Source organism: Kingella potus, from assembly GCF_900451175.1.
GTDB lineage: Bacteria > Pseudomonadota > Gammaproteobacteria > Burkholderiales > Neisseriaceae > Neisseria > Neisseria potus.
The window spans coordinates 431731-452817 of record NZ_UGJJ01000002.1; the positions used below are offsets into that span (position 1 = coordinate 431731).

At 56.6% G+C, this 21087-nt stretch carries 22 protein-coding genes; 15 read left to right on the forward strand and 7 right to left on the reverse strand.

From position 1 onward, the window contains the following. Positions 1 to 13: 13 nt before the first annotated feature. Positions 14 to 445, reverse strand: coding sequence for a ribosome maturation factor RimP (rimP, locus tag DYE40_RS08585; protein WP_115308693.1), 432 nt, complete (start codon positions 443 to 445; stop codon positions 14 to 16). Positions 446 to 735: 290 nt separating this feature from the next. Between rimP and serC the strand changes: the two genes are divergently transcribed. After that, complete coding sequence (serC, locus tag DYE40_RS08590) at positions 736 to 1836, forward strand: 3-phosphoserine/phosphohydroxythreonine transaminase (RefSeq protein ID WP_115308694.1); 1101 nt, start codon at positions 736 to 738, stop codon at positions 1834 to 1836. Between the two features lie 348 nt (positions 1837 to 2184). Here serC and aroA read toward each other — a convergent pair whose 3' ends face one another. Further along, entirely contained in the window at positions 2185 to 3486 is a 1302-nt protein-coding gene (gene aroA, locus DYE40_RS08595) for a 3-phosphoshikimate 1-carboxyvinyltransferase (RefSeq protein WP_115308695.1), read from the reverse strand. A 72-nt stretch (positions 3487 to 3558) separates the two neighbouring features. Here aroA and cmk point away from each other — a divergent pair, with 72 nt between their 5' ends. The 14 genes from cmk to der all read left to right on the forward strand — a co-directional run bounded on the left by cmk (position 3559) and on the right by der (position 16882). Then, positions 3559 to 4215 carry a (d)CMP kinase gene (gene cmk, locus DYE40_RS08600; RefSeq protein WP_115308696.1) on the forward strand — a complete coding sequence of 219 codons (657 nt, stop codon included), beginning with the start codon at positions 3559 to 3561 and terminating at the stop codon, positions 4213 to 4215. Between the two features lie 63 nt (positions 4216 to 4278). Next, entirely contained in the window at positions 4279 to 6045 is a 1767-nt protein-coding gene (gene rpsA / locus DYE40_RS08605) for a 30S ribosomal protein S1 (RefSeq protein WP_281270662.1), read from the forward strand. Positions 6046 to 6060: 15 nt separating this feature from the next. Further along, complete coding sequence (locus DYE40_RS08610) at positions 6061 to 6369, forward strand: integration host factor subunit beta (RefSeq protein WP_115308698.1); 309 nt, start codon at positions 6061 to 6063, stop codon at positions 6367 to 6369. Positions 6370 to 6503: 134 nt separating this feature from the next. Beyond that, positions 6504 to 7649 (forward strand): cell division protein ZapE, encoded by a 1146-nt coding sequence (gene zapE / locus DYE40_RS08615; protein WP_115308699.1) that lies wholly within the window; start codon positions 6504 to 6506, stop codon positions 7647 to 7649. A gap of 103 nt (positions 7650 to 7752) precedes the next feature. Beyond that, the gene (gene ndk / locus DYE40_RS08620; RefSeq protein WP_115308700.1) at positions 7753 to 8178 is read left to right on the forward strand and encodes a nucleoside-diphosphate kinase; all 426 of its coding nucleotides are present in this window, start codon (positions 7753 to 7755) and stop codon (positions 8176 to 8178) included. Between the two features lie 158 nt (positions 8179 to 8336). Next, positions 8337 to 9425, forward strand: coding sequence for a dual-specificity RNA methyltransferase RlmN (gene rlmN / locus DYE40_RS08625; protein WP_115308701.1), 1089 nt, complete (start codon positions 8337 to 8339; stop codon positions 9423 to 9425). A 9-nt stretch (positions 9426 to 9434) separates the two neighbouring features. Beyond that, positions 9435 to 10193, forward strand: coding sequence for a type IV pilus biogenesis/stability protein PilW (pilW, locus tag DYE40_RS08630; protein WP_115308702.1), 759 nt, complete (start codon positions 9435 to 9437; stop codon positions 10191 to 10193). 5 nt (positions 10194 to 10198) lie between these two features. Beyond that, positions 10199 to 11029, forward strand: a complete 831-nt coding sequence (locus DYE40_RS08635) for a helix-turn-helix domain-containing protein (protein ID WP_115308703.1) — start codon at positions 10199 to 10201, stop codon at positions 11027 to 11029. A gap of 12 nt (positions 11030 to 11041) precedes the next feature. Further along, the gene (gene ispG / locus DYE40_RS08640; protein WP_115308704.1) at positions 11042 to 12307 is read left to right on the forward strand and encodes a flavodoxin-dependent (E)-4-hydroxy-3-methylbut-2-enyl-diphosphate synthase; all 1266 of its coding nucleotides are present in this window, start codon (positions 11042 to 11044) and stop codon (positions 12305 to 12307) included. Between the two features lie 58 nt (positions 12308 to 12365). After that, the gene (locus DYE40_RS08645; protein WP_115308705.1) at positions 12366 to 12746 is read left to right on the forward strand and encodes a hypothetical protein; all 381 of its coding nucleotides are present in this window, start codon (positions 12366 to 12368) and stop codon (positions 12744 to 12746) included. Between the two features lie 98 nt (positions 12747 to 12844). After that, on the forward strand, positions 12845 to 14137 hold the full coding sequence (gene hisS / locus DYE40_RS08650) for a histidine--tRNA ligase (RefSeq protein WP_115308706.1): 1293 nt from the start codon (positions 12845 to 12847) through the stop codon (positions 14135 to 14137). Further along, on the forward strand, positions 14138 to 14767 hold the full coding sequence (locus DYE40_RS08655) for a YfgM family protein (RefSeq protein ID WP_115308707.1): 630 nt from the start codon (positions 14138 to 14140) through the stop codon (positions 14765 to 14767). A 146-nt stretch (positions 14768 to 14913) separates the two neighbouring features. Further along, positions 14914 to 15345, forward strand: coding sequence for a hypothetical protein (locus tag DYE40_RS08660; RefSeq protein ID WP_115308708.1), 432 nt, complete (start codon positions 14914 to 14916; stop codon positions 15343 to 15345). 64 nt (positions 15346 to 15409) lie between these two features. Next, positions 15410 to 16882 carry a ribosome biogenesis GTPase Der gene (gene der / locus DYE40_RS08665; RefSeq protein WP_115308709.1) on the forward strand — a complete coding sequence of 491 codons (1473 nt, stop codon included), beginning with the start codon at positions 15410 to 15412 and terminating at the stop codon, positions 16880 to 16882. Between the two features lie 195 nt (positions 16883 to 17077). Here the strand turns inward: der and DYE40_RS08670 are convergent, their stop codons facing one another. The 5 genes from DYE40_RS08670 to DYE40_RS12335 all read right to left on the reverse strand — a co-directional run bounded on the left by DYE40_RS08670 (position 17078) and on the right by DYE40_RS12335 (position 20994). Continuing rightward, on the reverse strand, positions 17078 to 17596 hold the full coding sequence (locus DYE40_RS08670) for a hypothetical protein (RefSeq protein WP_115308710.1): 519 nt from the start codon (positions 17594 to 17596) through the stop codon (positions 17078 to 17080). A gap of 94 nt (positions 17597 to 17690) precedes the next feature. Beyond that, entirely contained in the window at positions 17691 to 18059 is a 369-nt protein-coding gene (locus DYE40_RS08675) for a cytochrome C (protein WP_115308711.1), read from the reverse strand. Positions 18060 to 18356: 297 nt separating this feature from the next. Then, positions 18357 to 18884 (reverse strand): C40 family peptidase, encoded by a 528-nt coding sequence (locus DYE40_RS08680; protein WP_115308712.1) that lies wholly within the window; start codon positions 18882 to 18884, stop codon positions 18357 to 18359. A 95-nt stretch (positions 18885 to 18979) separates the two neighbouring features. Next, positions 18980 to 20806, reverse strand: a complete 1827-nt coding sequence (locus DYE40_RS08685) for a lytic transglycosylase domain-containing protein (protein ID WP_115308958.1) — start codon at positions 20804 to 20806, stop codon at positions 18980 to 18982. Next, the gene (locus DYE40_RS12335; RefSeq protein ID WP_147286620.1) at positions 20806 to 20994 is read right to left on the reverse strand and encodes a hypothetical protein; all 189 of its coding nucleotides are present in this window, start codon (positions 20992 to 20994) and stop codon (positions 20806 to 20808) included. Before DYE40_RS12335 ends, DYE40_RS08685 begins: the two co-directional genes overlap by 1 nt. Between the last annotated feature and the right edge of the window lie 93 nt (positions 20995 to 21087).

The window sequence follows — 21087 nt, forward strand, 5'->3', positions numbered from 1 at the left end:
GGTGTCTCCAAGTTTAGAATTTGAATTCGGGCTTCAGCCGCGCTCTGTCGATGTTGTCGAGCGCGATGGCGGCGGTTTTGCCTTCGTAAGACAGGGTAACGGCCGCTCCGTCGCAGCCTTCGATGCGGCCGATGAAGTTTTTCTGCCCTTCGATCGGCAGGCGGGTTTTGATTTTGGCTTCCTGTCCGGCGAAGCGGACGAAGTCGGCGGCTTTTTTCAGCGGGCGGTCGAGGCCGGGGCTGGAAATTTCAAGGTTTTTGTAGTCCACGTCTTCCACGGTGAAGAGGCGGGAGAGGTGGTTGCTGACGGCGGCGCAGTCGTCTACGGTGATGCCGCCTTCTTTGTCGATGAACACGCGCAGCGTTCCTTGTGCGGTAAGCTCGAAATCCACCAGTTCGTAGCCGAGGCCGGGCAGGGTTTTTTCCAACAGGTTCTGAATGTCCATTTTGCTTTCGTAGAAAATAAAAAAATGGCCGCGCGGCCATTTCTCAGAGTTACTTGAAAAATTTGGCGGATTATAACGTGGCGTGGAAAAAAAGGGAAGTTTGGGCGGAATAATTTGTTTTCATTGTTTTCAGACGGCCTCAAATGCCCCGGCTGCCGTTTGAGGCCGTCTGAAAAGGGGCTGCGGGCGGTCTGCTTGCCGCTGCGGCGGCGGGGGCATAAAATCGGGCGCGTTGCCCGCCGTTCCGAAGAGTCGGGCGGCGTTTGCGAAAGAATAAGAAAGCCACAACCATGACCACTGTTTACAATTTTTCCGCCGGCCCGGCCGTGCTGCCCGATGCCGTGCTGCGTACCGCGCGGGAGGAGATGCTCGATTACAACGGTACGGGTGTTTCCGTGATGGCGATGAGCCACCGCTGCGATACGTTCCAAAGCATTCTCTACCACGCCGAGCAGGATCTGCGCCTGCTTTTGGGCATTCCCGCCAATTACAAAGTCTTGTTTTTGCAGGGCGGGGCGAGTGCGCAGTTTTCCCAAACGGCGATGAATCTGGCACACGGGTTTGCGCGTATCGATTCGGTGGTGAGCGGCAACTGGTCGCAGATTGCGCACAGGGAGATGGGCAAGCTCGCCGCTGCCGAAATGCATTTGGCGGCGCACGGCGGCGAACGTTACGGTTTTCTCGACGTGCCGCCCGCAGAAAGCTGGGATGTGTCGCCGCATTCGGCTTTTGTGCATTTTGTTGCCAATGAAACGGTGCACGGGCTGCAATACGGCGGGATGCCGAAACTTTCAGACGGCCTGCCGCCTTTGGTGTGCGATATGTCGAGCGAAATTCTGTCGCGCCGCATTAATGTTGCCGATTTCGGCCTGATTTACGCGGGGGCGCAGAAAAATCTGGGGCCGGCGGGGGCGACCATCGTTATCGTCCGCGACGATCTGCTCGACCGTTGTCCAGATCATATTCCCGCCGTGTGGAGCTATAAGGCGCACGTGGAAAAACAGGGTATGTACAACACGCCCGCCACTTATCCCATCTATATCGCCGGACTGGTGCTGCGCTGGCTGCACGCGCAGGGCGGGGTGGAGCAGATGGAGCGGCTCAACCGCCGCAAGGCGGAAACGCTTTATGCGGCGATAGACGGCAGCGGCGGCTTTTATCAGAACCGCATTGCCGCCGCCGCCCGTTCGAAAATGAATGTGGTCTTCACCACGGGAAACGCGGATTTGGACAGCCGCTTTGCAGCGGAAGCCGATCTCGCCGGACTGCGCCAGTTGAAAGGTTATAAGACTGTGGGCGGGATGCGGGCGAGCATTTACAACGCCATGCCCTTGGCGGGTGTGGAAGAATTGGTGCGTTTTATGGATGAGTTCCGCCGCAGAAACGGTTGAGATGCGGGTGCGTCGGATGCTGACGCGCTTCTGAGAGGCCGTCTGAAAAATTGTTTGGAAGCCTGTTTGGCCGTATCCGTGTTTTTCAGACGGCCTGTTTGTTTTTGTTTGCCGCAAGGAGTCGGGCGGTATGGACGATATTTAAGCCCACCCAAAATTTCGTCCTGTATTTTGCTGTGCTTATGACGCTGAATCGGTTTGGTGTCTGCTCTTAATCTGAATCAGGCGGTGTTTTGTGCGGCTGTGGTTTTTGAGGCTTGCGCAGGTGTTGCGGCAGAAATGTGCAGAGGCCGTCTGAAAATACGGTTTTCAGACGGCCTCTCTTTATCAATATCCGGATCTGCCCGCTTATGCTTTGAGCGACTCGAACACTTGGAAATATTCGGGAAAGGTTTTGGCGACGCAGCCGGGGTCGTTAATGGTGATGGGTGCGCCGAGCAGGGAAACGAGGGAGAAACACATGGCGATGCGGTGGTCGTCGTAGGTGTCGATAACTGCGTCGGGAGTCAGGGCGGCGGGCGGGGTGATGCGGATGGCATCGGGCATCTCTTCCACGCCTGCACCGACTTTGCGCAGCTCGGCGGCCATGGCGGCGATGCGGTCGGTTTCCTTCACGCGCCACGAGGCGATGTTGCGGATGGTGCAGGGCGAGTCGGCGGCAAGCGCGACGACGGCAAGGGTCATGGCGGCATCGGGGATGTGGTTGGCATCGATGTCGAATGCGCGGATCGGGCGGTTTGCCGGACGGGAGGCTTCGATGAAGTTGTCGCCCCACACGATGTCCGCACCGATTTTTTCCAACTCGGCAGCGAAGGCGGTGTCGCCTTGGACGGCGTTTCTGCCGATGCCGGTTACGCGGATGGGGCAGCCGGAAAGCAGGCCGGCGGCGAGGAAATAAGAAGCGGAGGAGGCATCGCCTTCCACATTGACGGCGGCCGGGGCGTGATAGCGGGCAGCAGCGGGCAGACGGAATGTTTGATAGGCGCTGTTTTCGACGTGTACGCCGAACTGCACCATCAGATTCAGGGTAATGTCGATATAGGGCTTGGAAATGAGTTCGCCCGATACGCGGATTTCAAAGGCTTCGCCCGTGAGCGGCAGTGCCATCAGGAGGGCGGTAAGAAACTGGCTGGACACGCTGCCGTTTACGGTAACGCTGCGTGTGCCGTTGTCATGCCGCCGTCCGATGGCAAGCGGGGGGTAGCCGGAGTTTTCGAGATAGCGGATGTCCGCGCCGGCGCAGCGCAGGGCATCGACGAGGTCGCCGATGGGGCGTTCGTGCATACGGGGGATGCCGCGCAGGGTGTAGCGGCCGCCGAGTACGGCCAGCGCGGCGGTCAGCGGGCGGAAGGCGGTGCCGGCATTGCCGAGGAACAAATCGGCTTCGCCCACGGGAAAACGGCCGCCGCAGCCGTGTACTTTGAGGCCGTCTGAAAGGTTTTCCGAGAGGGCTTCGGTGCGGATGCCGAGTGCGGCGAGGGCTTCAAGCATACGGGCGGTGTCGTCCGATTGCAGCAGCGAACGGATGATGCAGGCGTTGTCGGAGAGGGCGGCCAAGAGCAGGGTGCGGTTGCTGATGCTTTTGGAGCCGGGCAGGGCGACGGTTGACGGTTTGAGGCGGCGGGGGGTAAGACGGAGGAAAGATGGCATGGCGGCGTGCTGGAACAAGTAAACAAGGCTTGCTATTATGCCAAGAATTGTTAATTTGAGGAACGGACGAAAATGGCAGACGTAATCGCAATCGACGGCCCGAGCGCGTCGGGAAAAGGTACGGTGGCTTCGCGCGTGGCGGAGGCTTTTGGTATGGACTATTTGGATTCGGGCGCACTGTACCGTTTGACCGCGCTTTATGCGCAGCGGCAGGGTGCGGCATGGTCGGATGGAACTGCGGTGGCGGTTTTGGCGGCAAACCTGCCTGCGGAATTTGCGGACGGAAAAATACTGCTGGACGGCGAAGACGTGGGCGCGGAAATCCGCAGCGAGGCAGTCGGCATGGGTGCGTCGGAAGTGGCGCGGCATCCGGAAGTGCGTACCGCGCTGCTGCAACGCCAGCGTGATTTTCAGACGGCCTCCGGGCTGGTGGCCGACGGGCGCGATATGGGTTCCGTGGTGTTTCCCGATGCCGTACTCAAAATATTCCTGACCGCTTCGGCGCAGATAAGGGCGCAACGCCGCGCCGCGCAGCTCGGCCTGCCGTGCGAAGGTGCGGCGTTTGAGCGCATTTTGTCGGACATCGAAGCCCGCGACGAGGCCGACCGCTGCCGCGAGGCCGCACCGCTCAAACAACTCCCCGACGCGCTGCTGCTGGATACCTCGGATATGGGTATCGAAGAAGCAGTAAAAAAAGTGATTGATTGGTATGAACAAAAACAAAAGTAAGATATAATCCGCGCTTTCGTTTTCAGACGGCCTCATCCGAACGGAATGGCCGTCTGAAAACATATGTGTCGGCCGCCCGCCGGGAGGGCGCGCCGCTTCCCCAACCCCAAACCCCGCGTGCCCGGCAACGCAAAGAAAGATTTAGCAAATATGGAAAATTTTGCCCAGTTGTTGGAAGAGTACTCCGCCGTTCAGGAAATGAACCAGGGAGAAGTGATTACCGCCGAAGTGGTGGCCATTGAAGACAAATTCGTCATCGTCAATGCCGGCCTGAAATCGGAATCGCTGATTGACATCAACGAGTTCAAAAATATGCAAGGCGAAGTGGAAGTCAAAGTAGGCGACTTCGTTACCGTTACTATCGAATCCGTGGAAAACGGCTTCGGCGAAACCAAACTCTCGCGCGAAAAAGCCAAACGTGCCGCCGACTGGATTGCTTTGGAAGAAGCTATGGAAAACGGCGACATCCTCTCCGGCCTGATTAGCGGCAAAGTCAAAGGCGGCCTCACCGTGATGATCAACAGCATCCGCGCCTTCCTGCCCGGCTCGCTCTTGGATGTCCGCCCGATTAAAGATACCTCGCACTTTGAAGGCAAAGAAATCGAATTCAAAGTCATCAAGTTGGATAAAAAACGCAACAACGTCGTTGTTTCCCGCCGCGCCGTTCTCGAAGCCACTTTGGGCGAAGAACGCAAAGCTCTGCTGGAAAACCTGCAGGAAGGTACGGTAGTCAAAGGCGTGGTGAAAAACATTACCGACTATGGTGCATTCGTCGATTTGGGCGGCATCGACGGCCTGCTGCACATTACCGACCTGGCATGGCGCCGTGTGAAACACCCGAGCGAAGTGCTGGAAGTCGGTCAGGAAGTGGAAGCCAAAGTTCTGAAATTCGACCAGGACAAACAGCGCGTCTCCCTCGGCGTGAAACAACTGGGCGAAGATCCTTGGAACGGCCTTGCCCGCCGCTACCCGCAGGGTACCCGCCTGTTCGGCAAAGTGTCCAACCTGACCGACTACGGCGCGTTTGTCGAAATCGAACAGGGCATCGAAGGTTTGGTGCACGTTTCCGAAATGGACTGGACCAACAAAAACGTCCATCCGAGCAAAGTCGTCCAATTGGGCGACGAAGCCGAAGTGATGATTCTGGAAATCGACGAAGACCGCCGCCGCATCAGCCTGGGCATGAAACAGTGCCAGGCCAATCCGTGGGAAGATTTCGCCGCCAACTATAACAAAGGCGACAAAATCAAAGGTGCGGTCAAATCCATTACCGATTTCGGCGTGTTCGTCGGCCTGGCCGGCAATATCGACGGTTTGGTACACCTTTCCGACCTTTCTTGGAGCGAAACCGGCGAAGAAGCCGTACGCAAATACAAAAAAGGCGAGGAAGTGGAAGCTGTCGTGTTGGCCATCGATGTCGAAAAAGAACGCATTTCCCTGGGCATCAAACAGCTCGAGGGCGATCCGTTCGGCAACTTCATCAGCGTCAACGACAAAGGTTCGCTGGTAAAAGGCACGGTGAAATCCGTGGAAGCCAAAGGCGCGGTTATCGCCTTGGCTGAGGAAGTGGAAGGCTACCTGCCTGCTTCCGAATTTGCCGCCGACCGCGTGGAAGATCTGACTACCAAGCTGAAAGAAGGCGACGCAGTGGAAGCGGTTGTGATTACCGTCGACCGTAAAAACCGCAGCATCAAGCTGTCGGTCAAAGCGAAAGACGCTAAAGAAAACCGCGAAGCCCTGAATTCCGTCAATGCCGCAGCTACTGCCAATGCCGGTACCACCAGCCTGGGCGATCTGCTGAAAGCCAAACTGTCCGGCAATCAGGAATAAGCACGGGAAACAGTCATGACCAAATCAGAGTTAATGGCTCGTTTGGCCGAAGTTTTTGCCGACAAGCATCCTTTGTCGCCGCTGATGTCGAAAGATGTCGAATACAGCGTCAAGGTGCTGGTGGATACGATGACCCGTTCGCTGGCACGCGGACAGCGTATCGAAATCAGAGGCTTCGGCAGTTTCGATTTGAACCACCGCCCCGCGCGGCAGGGCCGCAACCCGAAAACGGGCGACAAAGTGGATGTGCCGGAAAAACACGTTCCGCACTTTAAGCCCGGCAAAGAGCTGCGCGAGCGTGTCGATCAGTCGGCTGCCGTCTGAGCCCGGGTTTGAAAGCAAGGGTGCCGTATTGTGCGGCACCCTTTTTGCATCTGCCGTTTGCGCAGTGCCGCACGGATGGGCAGGGTAAACATTGTGTATAATGCACGGCATATGCAAAAGGCCGTCTGAAAATTATGTCCGACCATCATTCCAAGCGTTTTACCCCTCCTCCTTACCACAACCACAGCCCGCTTACCTGGTATCAGGCCGCTTCGCAGCAGCCCGCATTTATCCGCGATGCCGCACAGGCGCGTGCCATCGGACATCTCGACCGCTTATGGACAGAGCTGATGATGTTCAAGCGCAAGCGCAACCGCTTTCTCGGACGCAGCCTCCGCTCGCCTCAGCTGCCCAAAGGACTTTATTTTTATGGCGGAGTGGGGCGTGGAAAAAGTTTCCTGATGGATGCGTTTTACGGCTGCCTGCCTTACCGACGCAAACGCCGCGTCCATTTCCATGCTTTTATGGCGGAAATCCACCGCAGGCTGCAAGGGCTGAAAAGCGAGGCAAACCCGCTCAAAGCGGTGGCCGCAGAGATTGCCAAAGAGACACGGGTTTTGTGTTTTGACGAATTCCATGTCAGCGATATTGCCGATGCGATGATTTTGGGGCGGCTGCTGGAAAACTTGTTCAACGAAGGCGTGGTGCTGGTGGCAACTTCCAATTATGCCCCTTCCGAACTGTACCCCCAGGGGCAGAACCGCAGCAGTTTCCTGCCGACCATCGCGATGATTGAAGAAAAACTGACCATTCTCAATGTAGACGGCGGCGAAGACTACCGCCATCGCTCGCTGACTGCGGCGGATGTTTTCTACATTCCTGCCGATACGCAAAACGAGCGCAAACTGGCAGAACTGTTTGCCCAAGTTACAGATGGACAGGCAAAGAGGCCGTCTGAAATCGAAATCCACGGACGCACCCTGATGTGCAAAAGCCATACTGAGAAAGCCGTTTGGTTTGATTTCCGCGTATTATGCTTCGGGCCGCGTTCGCAGGCGGATTATCTTTATCTGTCCGAACGTTATGAGATGATTTTTGTCTCCGGCATTGAGAAGCTGGGCGAAAGCGAAAAAGCGGAGGCGCGGCGGCTGACTTGGTTGATTGATGTGATGTACGACTACCGTGTCAAATTCTGTGCCACTTGCGAAGTGCCGGCGGACGAGATCTATATCGAAGGCGATTTTGCTGCTGAGTTTGTGCGCACTGCCAGCCGGCTTACCGAAATGCAGTCCCAAGAGTATCTCAACCTGCCGCATCTTGTTTTGGCGGGAAAGGATTAGGCTTAGTGGGAATGTTGCCAACAAATTCAGCGTGATTCGGAAAAACTTGCTACAATTCGGCGGCTTTTTTACTACCCGTTTCAATTTAAATAAGGAAAATTTTATGACCATACAGCGTACTCTTTCCATCATCAAACCTGATGCTGTCGGCAAAAACCTCATCGGCAGGATTTACAGCCGTTTTGAGGAAAACGGTTTGAAAATTGTTGCCGCAAAAATGAAGCATCTGAATCAGAAAGAGGCGGAAGGTTTTTACGCGGTGCATAAAGACCGTCCGTTTTTTGCCGAATTGGTCGAATTTATGACCAGCGGTCCGGTCATGATTCAGGTGCTGGAAGGCGAAAACGCTGTTGCGAAAAACCGTGAGCTGATGGGTGCAACCAATCCTCGTGAAGCGGCTGCCGGTACGATTCGTGCCGATTTTGCCGATTCTGTCGGCGAAAATGCGGTACACGGCTCGGACAGTGTGGAAAACGCAGCTGTCGAAATCGCCTATTTTTTTGCCGCGACAGAAATCAGCCCGCGCTAAATCCGTCTGTATATCTGCTGCCGTACTGTGTGCGGCAGCAAAACCGTTAAATAAACCGTTAACGTAAGGCCGTCTGAAAAACAAATTAACGCATCCGGCTTCTTTGTCGGCTGCCTTACTTTAACGGTTTGGGCAAGTCCGTACCCAAATAAGAATATATGAAAAACAATCTGCTGAATTACGATTTGAAAACGCTGACCGAATGGTTTGCCGAAATGGGGGAACGCCCCTTTCGTGCCAAGCAGGTTATGCGTTGGATGCATTGGGGCGGTGCAGCCGATTTTGCCGAAATGACCGACTTGGCAAAATCACTGCGCGCCAAGTTGGAAGAATACGCCTGTGTCGGTGTGCCTGCGTTGATGGCCTCTCAGGAATCGCGCGACGGTACCAGGAAATGGCTGTTGGATGTCGGTACGGGAAACGGCGTGGAAACCGTGTTTATTCCGGAATCGGAGCGCGGTACGCTTTGTATTTCGTCGCAAGTGGGCTGTGCTTTGGAATGTACGTTTTGTTCCACCGGCAGACAGGGTTTCAACCGCAATCTGACTACCGCCGAAATTATCGGACAGCTTTGGTGGGCAAACAAAGCCTTAGGTGCTACGCCGAAAGACGAACGCTTGATTTCCAATGTGGTAATGATGGGGATGGGCGAGCCCTTGGCAAATTACGATAATGTCGTCCGTTCCTTGTCGGTCATGCTTGATGATCACGGTTACGGACTCAGCCGCCGCCGTGTTACCGTATCCACATCGGGTATGGTGCCGCAAATGGACAGGTTGAAGGAGGATATGCCGGTTGCGCTGGCCGTATCGCTGCACGCTTCCAATGACGGTGTACGCGACCAAATAGTGCCGCTGAACAAAAAATATCCGTTGGCAGACCTGATGGCGGCGTGCAGGCGGTATCTGGTTAAAGCTCCGCGAGATTTTATTACATTTGAATATGTGATGCTTGACGGTATCAATGATAAAGCGGAACACGCGCACGAGCTGTTGGCCTTGGTGGAAGATGTACCCTGCAAATTTAATCTGATTCCGTTTAATCCGTTTCCCAATTCCGGCTACAAGCGTTCGCCTGCCGAGAGTATCCGTATTTTCAGAGATATATTGCAACAGGCCGGATTCGTGGTTACTGTGCGAAAAACGCGCGGCGACGATATAGATGCGGCGTGCGGCCAGCTGGCGGGGCAGGTAAAAGACAAAACCCGCCGTCAGCAGAAATGGCAGCAGTTGTTGGTTCGACAATAAGGTGTGAATATGAAACATTTTTTGAAAGCAGCATTGTTGGTGTGCATATTGGGCGCGTGCGGCGGCACTTCGATAAAACAGCCTAGCAGGCAGGAGCGTACAGAGGAAATATCGCGCATTAAAACGCAGTTGGCGGGCGAATATATGGGGGCGAAAGACTACCGGCTGGCAGTTACCACCATTGAAGAAGCTTTGCAGGCCGACCGCAAGAATGCTACCGCATGGCTGATGCGTGCGCAGATTTACCAATTCCTTAAAGTGAATGACAAAGCGGTTGCCAGTTTCCATGAGGCTTTACGTTTGCAGCCGGACAGCGCGGAAATCAACAACAACTATGGCTGGTTTTTGTGTAGTGCAATGAATAATCCCAACGCGGCCATTCCCCATTTTGACAAAGCGTTGTCTGATCCCACTTATCCTTCGCCGCAGGTTGCCTATATGAACAAAGGCATTTGCAGCGCGAAAATGGGTCAGTATTCGCTGGCGCAGGCTTATTTGGAGCGTGGTATTGCCGCCGCTCCGGATTTTATGCCGCTGCGCAAAGAGCTTGCCCGCACCAAAATGCTGGCTGGGCAGATTAAAGAGGCGGACAAGTTGTTCCGCCAGTATCAAAGCCAAGTGGATGCGTTGGATGCCGGAGATCTGCTTTTGGGCTGGCAGCTTGCGCGGGCAACCGGAAGATCGCAGGCAGCTTACGAATATGAAGCGCAATTGCGGGCAAACTATCCCTATTCGGAAGAACTACAAACCATTTTGGCAGGACATTGAAATACATGAGTGAGCATACGGAAAACCAGGTATCGGAAAATCCCGCCGGAGAATTCGGCAGATTATTGCGTACGCAGCGCGAGAGACGGGGCTTGTCCATTGGCGAAGTGGCGGAACGTTTGAAACTTTCGGCCAAACAAATCGAAGCATTTGAGGCTGGAAACTATGAAAGTATGCCCGAATCCGTTTTTGTCAGAGGGTTTCTGCGCACTTATGGCAGATTCCTCGAACTGGACGATGAATTGGTTTCGTCCTATCTCGACCGCATTATGCCCGGTTCTGCCGTACGCAGCCGTGCGGCGGAAGCGGACAGGCAGGGTACTTTAAATTTTCAAAACCAGAAAACCGGCAGACAGTTTCCTACTTGGATTTTCGGGCTGTTGGTCATTATTGCCATCGGTGCGGGCGTTTACGCCTGGCAGGGCAAATCTCGGGAAGAAAACAGCAAACAGACGACGGCCAGTGAAGCGGGGGCCGGTTTGGAGCAGGTGGCAGCACCGAATATCGATACCACCAATGTTTCCGTCGTACCGATGCCGGCTGCAGCGTCTGCTGCTTCTCAAGTTGAGGAAACAGCTGATACCGGCGCGGCGGCGGGCGAATTGCTGCTGAAAACCCGCTACCGTTCTATGCTGGTGGTAAAAGACAAAACCGGCAAGGAGCTGCTCCACCGGATCGTACCGGCCAACAGCGAACACCGTTTTTCCGGCGGAGCGCCGTATCAGGTTTCGATAGGTATCGCCAAAGGTGCACAGGCTGCTTACGGTTCGCAGGTAATCAATCTTTCCGAGCATATGCAGGATAAAAAAACCGCTTCGTTTAGTGTCGGCAACTAAAAAACAAACAACATGAGCACATCATCACGCCGTCAGACATATCAGGTAAAAATCGACCATATTACCGTAGGATCGCAGTCCCCCGTCATTGTCCAGTCTATGACCAACACGGACACGGCGGATGCAGAGGCCACTGCCTTGCAGGTTCAGGAATTGAGCGAGGCCGGTTCGGAAATGGTGCGGATTACGGTCAACAATCCCGACTCTGCCGCCAAAGTGGCGGAGATACGGCAGCGTTTGGACGATATGGGCTGCAATACGCCGTTAATCGGCGATTTTCATTTTAACGGCGAACGTCTGCTGGCCGAGTTTCCCGAATGCGGCAGAGCTCTTTCCAAATACCGCATCAATCCGGGCAATGTCGGAAAAGGCGCGAAAGGCGATGAAAAATTTGCCTTTATGATCCGTATGGCGGCAGAAAACGGCAAAGCGGTGCGTATCGGTGTCAACTGGGGTTCGCTCGACCAAAGCCTGGCCAAGCGTATGATGGATGCGAATTTGGCTTCGTCCTCTCCGCAACAGCCCGAAGCTGTAATGAAAGAAGCGTTGATTGTTTCCGCATTGGAATCGGCGCAAAAAGCCGCGGACTTGGGTTTGCCGGAAGACAAAATCATACTGTCCTGCAAAGTCAGTGCGGTGCAGGATTTGATACAGGTATACCGCGAACTCGGCGGACGCTGCCGTTATCCGCTGCATCTGGGACTGACCGAAGCGGGCATGGGCAGCAAAGGCATTGTGGCTTCCACCGCCGCATTGTCGGTGTTGTTGCAGGAAGGCATAGGCGACACTATCCGCATTTCGCTCACGCCCGAGCCGGGTACGCCGCGCACACAGGAAGTGGTGGTGGCACAGGAAATTTTGCAAACCATGGGTCTGCGTTCGTTCACGCCGATGGTTACCGCCTGTCCCGGCTGCGGCCGCACCACCAGCACCGTGTTCCAAGAATTGGCACGCGACATCCAGCATTATCTGCGCGAGCAGATGATTGTTTGGCGTTTGCAGTATCCCGGGGTGGAAAACCTGAACGTAGCGGTAATGGGCTGCGTGGTAAACGGGCCCGGCGAAAGCAAGCTGGCCGACATCGGCATCAGCCTGCCGGGAACCGGCGAAACGCCGATTGCGCCGGTTTATGTGGACGGCGAACGCAAAGTTACCCTGAAAGGCGACAATCTGGCAGCGGAATTTTTGGCAATTGTGCGCGAATACGTCGAAACCAATTACGGCGAAAACGGCAGAAAACGCGAGCGCAGCCGCATTATCCCGATTCAGACGGCCTGAATGCGGAAAGAGCCGGCAGAGGCCGTCTGAAAACAAAACAAGAAGAGAAAAACAACATATGAAACACGATCTTCGGGAACTCCTATTACTGCTGTATCTGAAAAACAATCCCAAGCTGGCGCACCAGATATACATTTATTCCTACCTGGGCATTACCGACGTGATGCACAATCCTTTCCAGCTTGTCGGCGCGGATCTGCCGCCGAACATGAAAAAAAGCATCATCCTGCAAAACATCCCTGCCGGAGAAATGCTGCAAGCCTTTATTTCGCCGGTTGAAAACGGTGGCTACGAAATAGAAAATTCAGTTATTTACGGCAATAAAACCGGTGTTTTGGTGGAAATCGGCCTCGACAAAAACAAGATAGACCGCTCCGGAAAATACCGGCAGTTCCAGCAGCTTGCCGACAGTATGCTGCGCCAGTTCCGCGATTTCTAAACGGCGGACAACTCTGTTTTCAGACGGCCTGGCGGTTACGGCTTCATATCCGCAGTCAGGCCGTCTGAAAAACGTTTCCACAGAAAGCCACATGATTTATGGGACAAAAAATCCAAGCCGTCAAAGGCATGAACGATCTGCTGCCCGCAGAACAAAAAGATTTCAAACTCAGCTCTGCCTTCTGGCAGGCCTTTGAAGAGGCCGTTGTCCGTTGGACGCGCCGTTTCGGATACAGCCAAATCCGTACGCCGATTGTCGAGCAGACCGGCCTTTTTGTCCGCTCCATCGGCGAAGAAACCGATGTTGTCGGTAAAGAAATGTACACTTTCGCCGATTCCAACGACACACTCAGCCTCAGCCTGCGTCCCGAAGGTACGGCTTCCTGCCTGCGCGCCGTAGTCGAACACAACCTGCTGTACAACAGCCCGCAGAAACTTTGGTATATGGGGCCGATGTTCCGCCGGGAACGGCCGCAAAAAGGCCGCTACCGGCAGTTTCACCAAGTCGGCGTGGAGGCTTTGGGTTACGACGGTCCCGATGTCGATGCCGAAATGATCGCCATGTGTGCCGACTTGTGGCGCGAGCTCGGTATTGCCGGCCAACTGACGCTGGAAATCAACAGCTTGGGCAACAAAGAAGAACGTTCTGCCCACCGTAGTGCGCTGGTGGATTATCTGCAAACTCATGAAAACGCATTGGACGAAGACAGCCGCCGCCGTATGCGCACCAATCCGCTGCGCGTCCTCGACAGCAAAAATCCCGCTTTGCAGGACATCTGCAATGCCGCGCCGCGCCTGTCCGACTATCTCGGCGAAGCCTCGCTGGCGCACTACACAGGCTTCAAACAACTTTTGGACGCACTGGGCATCGCCTATACCGAAAACCCCCGCCTCGTACGCGGCCTCGACTACTACAACCTTACCGTATTCGAATGGACGACCGACAAACTCGGCGCACAGGCCACCGTTTGCGGCGGCGGCCGCTACAACGGCCTGATTGGCGAACTGGGCGGCAAAGACGCGCCCGCCATCGGTTTCGCCATGGGCATCGAACGCCTGCTGCTGCTGGTGCGCGAATACGGCCGTTTGCAAACCGAAGCCGCACACGACGTGTATGTCGTGCAGCAGCCGGAGGGGTTGGCGGCAGCCATGCGGTATGCGGCAGAGCTGCGGGCTGCGGGTTTCAAGGTCATGCAGCACAGCGGCGTACAAAGCCTGAAAAACCAAATGAAAAAAGCCGATACTTCCGGAGCCCGCTTTACCGTCATCATCGGCACGGATGAAGCGGCGCAGGGTACGGCCACCCTCAAAGACATGAAAGGCGCACACGGGCAGCAGACCGTTCCCGCCGCCGACCTGACCGAACTCATCAACCAATGGAAGAACGCATAAATGGCCGCACACATCGACGAACAACAGGAACTCGAAAACTTTAAAGATTTCTGGCGCAATTGGGGGCGTTGGCTGTTTGCCGCCCTGCTTGCCGGAGCCGCAGGCTATTTCGCATGGGTCATGTACCAGCAGAACCAAAAAACGAAAAACGGCGAAGCCGCCTCCGCCCTGGCCGCCTTAGTCGGCAAAGCGCAAAACAGCAAAGACGAAAAAGCCGTACAGTCCGATTTGGCCGGATTGCAGCAAAACTACCCATCCAGCATCTCCGCCGCACAGGCCACCATGATGGTTGCCGCAGAAGCCTTTGACAAAGGCCGCTTCGACGAAGCGGAAAAACAGCTTTTATGGGTGATGCGGAACCAAAAAGAGCCGTTTGTCCAAGCCCTTGCCGTCCAGCGGCTTGCCACCGTACAGATGGAGCAGAAAAAATACGATGCCGCCCTCGCCACTCTGAACACGCCGACCGATGCCGCCTTTGCAAACATCATTCAGGAAACACGCGGCGACGTATACGCCGCACAGGGAAAAAACAAAGAGGCTGCCGCTGCCTACAAACAGGCATTGGACAAAACGGCGCAGGACGCACCCGGCCGCGAACTGTTGCAACTGAAAGCCGAAGCAACGCAGTAACGCTGGCAGAGGCCGTCTGAAAACCGCCGCAGGGCATCCGCACAAGCCCTGTTCCTGCCGGCTTTTTCAGACGGCCTCCCGCCGTGCTGCGGCCGAATCCGTCATTGTTTGTTATTGTTTATGTTCAAAAGCACAAGGAAATACCGATGAAACTTCCTCTCGCGTTTATATTCGGCAGCAGTATGCTGCTGGCCGCTTGCCAAAGCGGTCCGTCGCTGGGAGCCAACGGCTCGGCGGAGCTGGCAAATATCCGCCATGTCTGCATCTTGGCGCGGCCGGCAGCCAAAGATCCGAATCCCGAATTAAAAGGGGAAATTGCTGCTGCCCTGAACAAATACGGCATCAGCAGCGAAGCCGTGGATACCGATGCCGGCCGCCAGCGTCTGTACGAGTCCGACTGCCGTTACAACCTCCGTTACAATACCAACGGCAGAGGCAACAGCATCAACTACATCTCCCTGCTTATCCGCACGCCCGAACATTCTGTCGCCAGTTTGCGCGCGTATCCCAATTTCACGGCAGGCGGCCGCCAGGCGGAAATCGACCGCATCATCGGCCAACTGTTAAACAAAAAATAAACCGGTACAGGCCGTCTGAAAACCATATATCCGTTTTTCAGACGGCCTGTAAAAAAAGCAAAACATGAAACCAACCATCGCCCTTGTGGGCAGGCCGAACGTCGGCAAATCCACCCTGTTCAACCGCTTAACGCGCAGTAAAGACGCGCTGGTACATGACCTGCCCGGCCTCACGCGCGACCGCCATTACGGCCACGGCCGCCTCGGCAGCAAGCCCTATCTCGTCATCGACACCGGCGGCTTCGAACCGGTGGTGGACAGCGGTATTTTGCACGAAATGGCCAAACAAACCTTGCAGGCGGTGGACGAAGCCGATGCCGTCGTTTTTCTGGTGGACGCGCGCACCGGACTCACGCCGCAAGACAAAATCATTGCCGACCGCCTGCGCCGGTCGCCCCGCCCGGTTTATTTGGCGGTAAACAAAGGCGAAGGCGGCAGACACGACGTGCTGGCATCCGAATTTTACGAGCTGGCTCTGGGCGAGCCGCGCGTCATCTCCGGCGCACACGGCGACGGCGTATACCACCTCATCGAAGACATACTGGCAGGCTTCCCCGCAGCCGCCGAGGAAGCGGTTGCGGAAAAACACCCTGTTTTTGCCGTAATCGGCCGACCCAATGTCGGCAAATCCACGCTGGTAAACGCCATTTTGGGCGAAGAACGTGTGATTGCCTTCGACATGGCCGGCACCACGCGCGACAGCATCCACATCGATTTCGAACGAGGCGGCAAACCGTTCACCATTATCGACACCGCAGGCGTGCGCCGTCGCGGCAAAGTGGATGAAGCCGTGGAAAAGTTTTCCGTTATCAAGGCAATGCAGGCGGTAGAGGCCGCCAATGTGGCCGTTTTGGTACTCGATGCGCAGCAGGACATTGCCGATCAGGATGCCACCATCGCCGGTTTCGCCCTCGAAGCGGGCAGAGCATTGGTTGTGGCCGTCAATAAATGGGACGGCATCAGCGAAGAGCGGCGCAACGAGATCAAACGCGACATCACCCGCAAGCTGTACTTCCTCGACTTTGCCAAATTCCACTACATTTCCGCGCTTAAAGAAAAAGGCATAGACGGCCTGTTTGACAGCATTCAGGCCGCCTATGACGCGGCATTTGTCAAAATGTCCACGCCGAAAATCACCCGTGTACTGCAAAGCGCGGTAGAACGCCAACAGCCGCCGCGATCCGGTCTGGTGCGTCCGAAAATGCGCTATGCCCACCAGGGCGGCATGAATCCGCCCGTCATCGTCATTCACGGCAACGCCCTGCAACACATTTCCGACAGCTATACCCGCTACCTGACGCAGACTTTCCGCAAGGCCTTCCATCTGCAAGGCACGCCGCTGCGCATCCAGTACAATGTCGGTGAAAACCCCTACGAAGAATCCGCCGTACAAACCAAAAAACAACCCCTGCGCCGCGTGTCGCTGAGCAACCGCATTGCCAAACGCGAAAGCCGCAAAGCGGAAAAAGAACGCAACAGCGGGGGTAAAAAGAAAACCCGCCAAGTCAGCGTGAAAAAAAGGCAGGGCGGGAAGTAGGGATAAAGGGTAGAGCGGCCTGAATCCTGATACAAATGTCCTAACATATGCCGTCGTTCCCTCCTGTGAGGGAGTGACGTGGTTCGGAGCAGTTTGAAGGAGGACAAAGATTTCAGGCTGCCTTGAAGCCCTAAAACGCACAGGCCGTCTGAAAGCCGATTCCGGTTTTCAGACGGCCTGAAATAATGCATCGGGTCAGCGTGTCCAATTTTTCGGCAAGGCTCGTTTTTGCGACACAGGGGCAAATTCAAATTCCTGTTTGCCGGCATTCCATACCAGCGGCAGGATGCAGTTTTGGTATTCGGCACGCGTTTTGCCACTAGTGCTGGTGCCGCACGCCTCACCGCCCATGGCCAGATACAGCTTGCCGTTGATGATGCGGGTACCGTCTGCCCCGTGGGCGAACGCAACTTTGGCTTTGCCGTCCGGCTGTCCGGCAAACACCGTTACCTGCCAGCCGCCGGAGCCGCCTAAATCGGGCGCGTTGGCGCAACTGGCCAAAGAAGCGTCATAAACATAATCAAGATGGCCGTCGTGATTGAGATCGGTTGCGGACACGGCTTTGCGGTAGGAGAAACGGCCGCCCATTTCCTGACAGATCTGTTTGTCGCTATTGATTTCCTTCTGCACGGCGGCAGGCAGGGTGGTTTTAGGAGCAGCCGAGGCAGCACAGGCTGCCGATACCAGAACGGCGGCCAGAAAGGGTTTGCTCATGGTGAATTTCCTTCAGTAAGGGTGCTTGGAAAACATCTGCCGCACATTGTGCGGCGGGAGGGATGGCAGTTTTTCAGGCTGCCGAACAGCAGGCTTATGGCGATGTGCCGAAAAGCTCGATGGCTACACGCCCTTTGCTTTGTTTCAGTATCACGCAATATTCGGCGTTGCTTTCTTCGCACACGGATACTTTTTGCCTGCCCTGCCATTTGGTAACAACCGCCGTTTCCTCATCGATACGCCGTTTGGTGTTGTTAGCGGGCAGGGTTTGGGGCATATGGTTTGTGGTGTGGCCGGCGGCACGCACTGCGGCATAGGCATCGACCAGCGATGTGCCTGGATAGCTGCATTTGGTAACGCTGGCATATTCACGGACGGACTCTTTGCCGCAGGACAGTTTTCCGGCGTGGGCGGATGCGGCGGCCAATACCAATACGGCGCACAATACGCTTGCTTGTTTCATGTCTGCTCCTCAATTTAAGGGGGAAATAAAAAGAAAAAACAGGATGCACTCTGTTTTCAGGGGCTGCCGAAGTGAAACGGGCTGCGGAGTTATTCTATATTTTTCGGGGGGGGGGCAAGTCCTGCAATTGTAGAGACCGGCGGCGCGGGCATTTTCCCCTTGCGGGAAAATGCCGGATACAAGTATCCGTCCTGCGGGTGGTTTTTCAGACGGCCTGTTGCCGTTTGCGCTGGGCATGGCGCACACCTGTGTGGCGGATACAGATCGAAAGTATTTGCGATAAAACCGGAGGCGGGTTCAGAAAAACGTTCCCGCTTTGACCAGGCGTTTGGCGTAGTAGGGGCTGCTTAGGCTTTCGGTTTGGACGGTGCTGCCGGAACGGGGGGCGTGGAGGAATTTGCCGCCGCCGAGGTAGAGTCCGACGTGGGAAATGCCGCGTCCTGAGGTGTTGAAGAAGACGAGGTCGCCGCTTTGCAGCTCGCGGGTGCTGATGGTGCGGCTGGCGGCAGCCATGTCGCGGGAGCTGCGGGGGAGGTTGATGCCGATGGCGTTTTTGTAAACATACTGCACCATGCCGCTGCAATCGAAGCCGGTATCGCTGCTGCCGCCCCAGCGGTAGGGCGTGCCGACGAGATCCATGCTGTGCAGCATGAGTTCCTGCCCGCCGGCGGCGCGGCCGATGTGGCTGATGCGGATGGTTTTCGGCATGGGCGCACGGGCGGTGTGGGTGCGTGTATCGTGTGTACGCGGGTGTTTTTTGGGCGGGGTGCCGCAGGCGGCAAGCAATAGGGCGGCGGGGACGAACAGTAGGGCGGTGTTTTTCATGGTGTTGCGGATGCGGGAGGGAGTGGCAGGCCTGACCGGCTTAGCTGCTTTGTCAGCGCAAGGATGGTTTTCAGACGGCCTTGCGCTGCGTTTGTTTATTTGGCGGGGACGGTGCCCATCCGTTGTTTGAGCGGGGTATAGCTGCCGAACAGGGCGGAGTAGTAGGCGGTGTTGACCATGACTTTTTTGACGTAGTCGCGCGTTTCGTCGAAGGGAATGGTTTCGGCGTAGATTGCGGCCTCGAGAGGAACGGCTGCCTGCCATTGGCGGGCGCGGCCGGGACCGGCGTTGTAGCCTGCGGCGGCGAGGACTTCGCTGTTTTGCAGGCGGCGGCGGGCATCGGCCAAATACCATGTGCCCATGCGGATGTTGCCGTCGTCGGTGTAGAGTTCGCTGTTGTCCATGCCGGTTTTGCGGGCGATTTCGCGTGCGGTGGCAGGCATGACCTGCATGAGGCCTTGCGCGCCGACTCCGGACTGTGCGCCGGTTACAAAGCGGCTTTCCTGACGGATGAGGCCGAAGACCCAGGCGGGATCGATGCCGTTGGCTGCGGACTGGGCGGTAACGGATTCGCGGTAGGGGGAGATGTAGCGCAGGTGGAAGTTGTGTTTTTGCGTGGTGTTGTCGGCGGAGTGGACGGCCATTTCGTAGAAACGGTTGTCGTGGGCAAGGCGTGAGGCGGCGATGAGGGTGTCGTCGTTAAAGCCGCGTGTGGCGTAACGCCATTCGGCCTGTGCGGCACGGCGCATGGTGCGGCTGCCGCCGGAAGCGCGGAAGAGGGTAAGGGAGCGGGCAACTGCGCCGTCGCGTTCGAGGGTGCGCAGGTCGGTGGCGGCGGGTTCGGCTGCTGTGCTGCGGGTGTCGGGACGGCCGCCCAGTTCTTCGGCGGCAAGTACGGCGTAGAAGTTGCGGCCGCTGGCAGCCGCTTGGCGGTAGTGCTGTGCGGCCAGGCCTTGATCTCCCAACGCCGCGTGGCTGCGGCCGAGCCAGTAGATCCAGGCGGGATTCTGTTGCAGGGCTTCGGGCATGGATCGGATGACGGAGGCAAGCAGCGGCCAGTCTTGGCGGCGCAGGGCGGAGCGGGCATACCATTCGATTTGGTCGCTTGTAAGCTGTTTGCGGTCGGCGCGGGCGTAGTAGTCGAGGGCGGCGGCAAAGTTTTGGTTTTTGGCCTGTTGGCGGCCGAGTACGCCCCACGCGAAGCCGGTTTGCGCGGGGGTGAGGATGTTTTCGAGGGCGGCGAGGCGTGCGGCGGCGGCATCGGGGTTTTTGAGGGCGGCTGCGCCGATAATGCCGCGCAGTTGGTTTTCTTGTGCGCCTTGTCCGCTGCTGCTGTCGAGCGGGCTGCCGAGGGCGGCGGCGAGACGGGCGGCATCGGTGGTTTGGTTGGCGGCAATGAGGCCGCGTACGCGCCGCCATGCGTCGGCGGGGTTGAGGCGGCCGTGCGCGGCGCGGGTTTCGAGCAGGGTGTTGCAGCCGGCGGGCAGGCGGGCGGTGTCGCGGACGAGTTCGGCGGCAAGGCCGCTGTCGCCGGCAAGTTCTGCGTAGCAGCGGACTTCTTTGCTGCGGCCTTCGGGGGCGAGGCGGGCGTATTCGCTTTGGAAGGTTTGCCAGATGCCGCGTTTGGCGAGGCTTTTGAGCCATTCGTTGCGCACGGCTTCGCCCATTGCGCTGTCGCTTTGGGTGGCAAGGAATTGTGCGGGCTGGATGTCGTCTCCGGCTTTGGCGGCTTGGAGGGTGCTTTCGTAGCGGTTGTAGTCGTCGAGGGTTTGGGCGGGGTTTTCGCTGCCGCGCAGGTTGGGAAGGCGGAAGTGGGAGGTGTCGGCAGGGCGGGGCGTACCGCTGTTGGCAGGCTCGACGGTTTGTTCGGCGGTGCAGGCGGCAAGGAGAAGGACGGCAAGGGCGGGGCGGAGTTTGTTCATTACGGTTTCTTCAAATGTATTCGGACGGCGCATCGGCTTGGGCTGTGGCGAAGCTGTGCGTTCAGACGGCCTTTGTCGTGTCGGAGGCCGTCTGAAAAGGCAGGACGGATGATAGCAGTTTTGCCCGATGCGCCCAATTCGCGGCGGCGGTTTTTACACGGAGGCCGTCTGAAATGTGCAGAGCGCATGGTTTTGTTTCCAATCGGGCAGAGCTTGTCTTGCTTGCGGAAGAAGCGGAATCCGGTATCGGGGGAGATTGCCGTATTTGAAAACGTGTGGGG

Excerpts from the sequence above, each read along its gene's own strand:
- DYE40_RS12335 (WP_147286620.1), bottom strand. The coding sequence starts at position 20,994 with ATGCGCTCTGCACATTTCAGACGGCCTCCGTGTAAAAACCGCCGCCGC.
- DYE40_RS08645 (WP_115308705.1), top strand. The coding sequence starts at position 12,366 with ATGAAACACGATCTTCGGGAACTCCTATTACTGCTGTATCTGAAAAAC.
- DYE40_RS08675 (WP_115308711.1), bottom strand. The coding sequence starts at position 18,059 with ATGAAACAAGCAAGCGTATTGTGCGCCGTATTGGTATTGGCCGCCGCA.
- DYE40_RS08635 (WP_115308703.1), top strand. The coding sequence starts at position 10,199 with ATGAGTGAGCATACGGAAAACCAGGTATCGGAAAATCCCGCCGGAGAA.
- der (WP_115308709.1), top strand. The coding sequence starts at position 15,410 with ATGAAACCAACCATCGCCCTTGTGGGCAGGCCGAACGTCGGCAAATCC.
- DYE40_RS08680 (WP_115308712.1), bottom strand. The coding sequence starts at position 18,884 with ATGAAAAACACCGCCCTACTGTTCGTCCCCGCCGCCCTATTGCTTGCC.
- rlmN (WP_115308701.1), top strand. The coding sequence starts at position 8,337 with ATGAAAAACAATCTGCTGAATTACGATTTGAAAACGCTGACCGAATGG.
- zapE (WP_115308699.1), top strand. The coding sequence starts at position 6,504 with ATGTCCGACCATCATTCCAAGCGTTTTACCCCTCCTCCTTACCACAAC.
- hisS (WP_115308706.1), top strand. The coding sequence starts at position 12,845 with ATGGGACAAAAAATCCAAGCCGTCAAAGGCATGAACGATCTGCTGCCC.
- DYE40_RS08670 (WP_115308710.1), bottom strand. The coding sequence starts at position 17,596 with ATGAGCAAACCCTTTCTGGCCGCCGTTCTGGTATCGGCAGCCTGTGCT.
- ndk (WP_115308700.1), top strand. The coding sequence starts at position 7,753 with ATGACCATACAGCGTACTCTTTCCATCATCAAACCTGATGCTGTCGGC.
- serC (WP_115308694.1), top strand. The coding sequence starts at position 736 with ATGACCACTGTTTACAATTTTTCCGCCGGCCCGGCCGTGCTGCCCGAT.
- DYE40_RS08685 (WP_115308958.1), bottom strand. The coding sequence starts at position 20,806 with ATGAACAAACTCCGCCCCGCCCTTGCCGTCCTTCTCCTTGCCGCCTGC.
- DYE40_RS08660 (WP_115308708.1), top strand. The coding sequence starts at position 14,914 with ATGAAACTTCCTCTCGCGTTTATATTCGGCAGCAGTATGCTGCTGGCC.
- cmk (WP_115308696.1), top strand. The coding sequence starts at position 3,559 with ATGGCAGACGTAATCGCAATCGACGGCCCGAGCGCGTCGGGAAAAGGT.
- pilW (WP_115308702.1), top strand. The coding sequence starts at position 9,435 with ATGAAACATTTTTTGAAAGCAGCATTGTTGGTGTGCATATTGGGCGCG.
- DYE40_RS08610 (WP_115308698.1), top strand. The coding sequence starts at position 6,061 with ATGACCAAATCAGAGTTAATGGCTCGTTTGGCCGAAGTTTTTGCCGAC.
- ispG (WP_115308704.1), top strand. The coding sequence starts at position 11,042 with ATGAGCACATCATCACGCCGTCAGACATATCAGGTAAAAATCGACCAT.
- aroA (WP_115308695.1), bottom strand. The coding sequence starts at position 3,486 with ATGCCATCTTTCCTCCGTCTTACCCCCCGCCGCCTCAAACCGTCAACC.
- rpsA (WP_281270662.1), top strand. The coding sequence starts at position 4,279 with ATGTGTCGGCCGCCCGCCGGGAGGGCGCGCCGCTTCCCCAACCCCAAA.
- rimP (WP_115308693.1), bottom strand. The coding sequence starts at position 445 with ATGGACATTCAGAACCTGTTGGAAAAAACCCTGCCCGGCCTCGGCTAC.
- DYE40_RS08655 (WP_115308707.1), top strand. The coding sequence starts at position 14,138 with ATGGCCGCACACATCGACGAACAACAGGAACTCGAAAACTTTAAAGAT.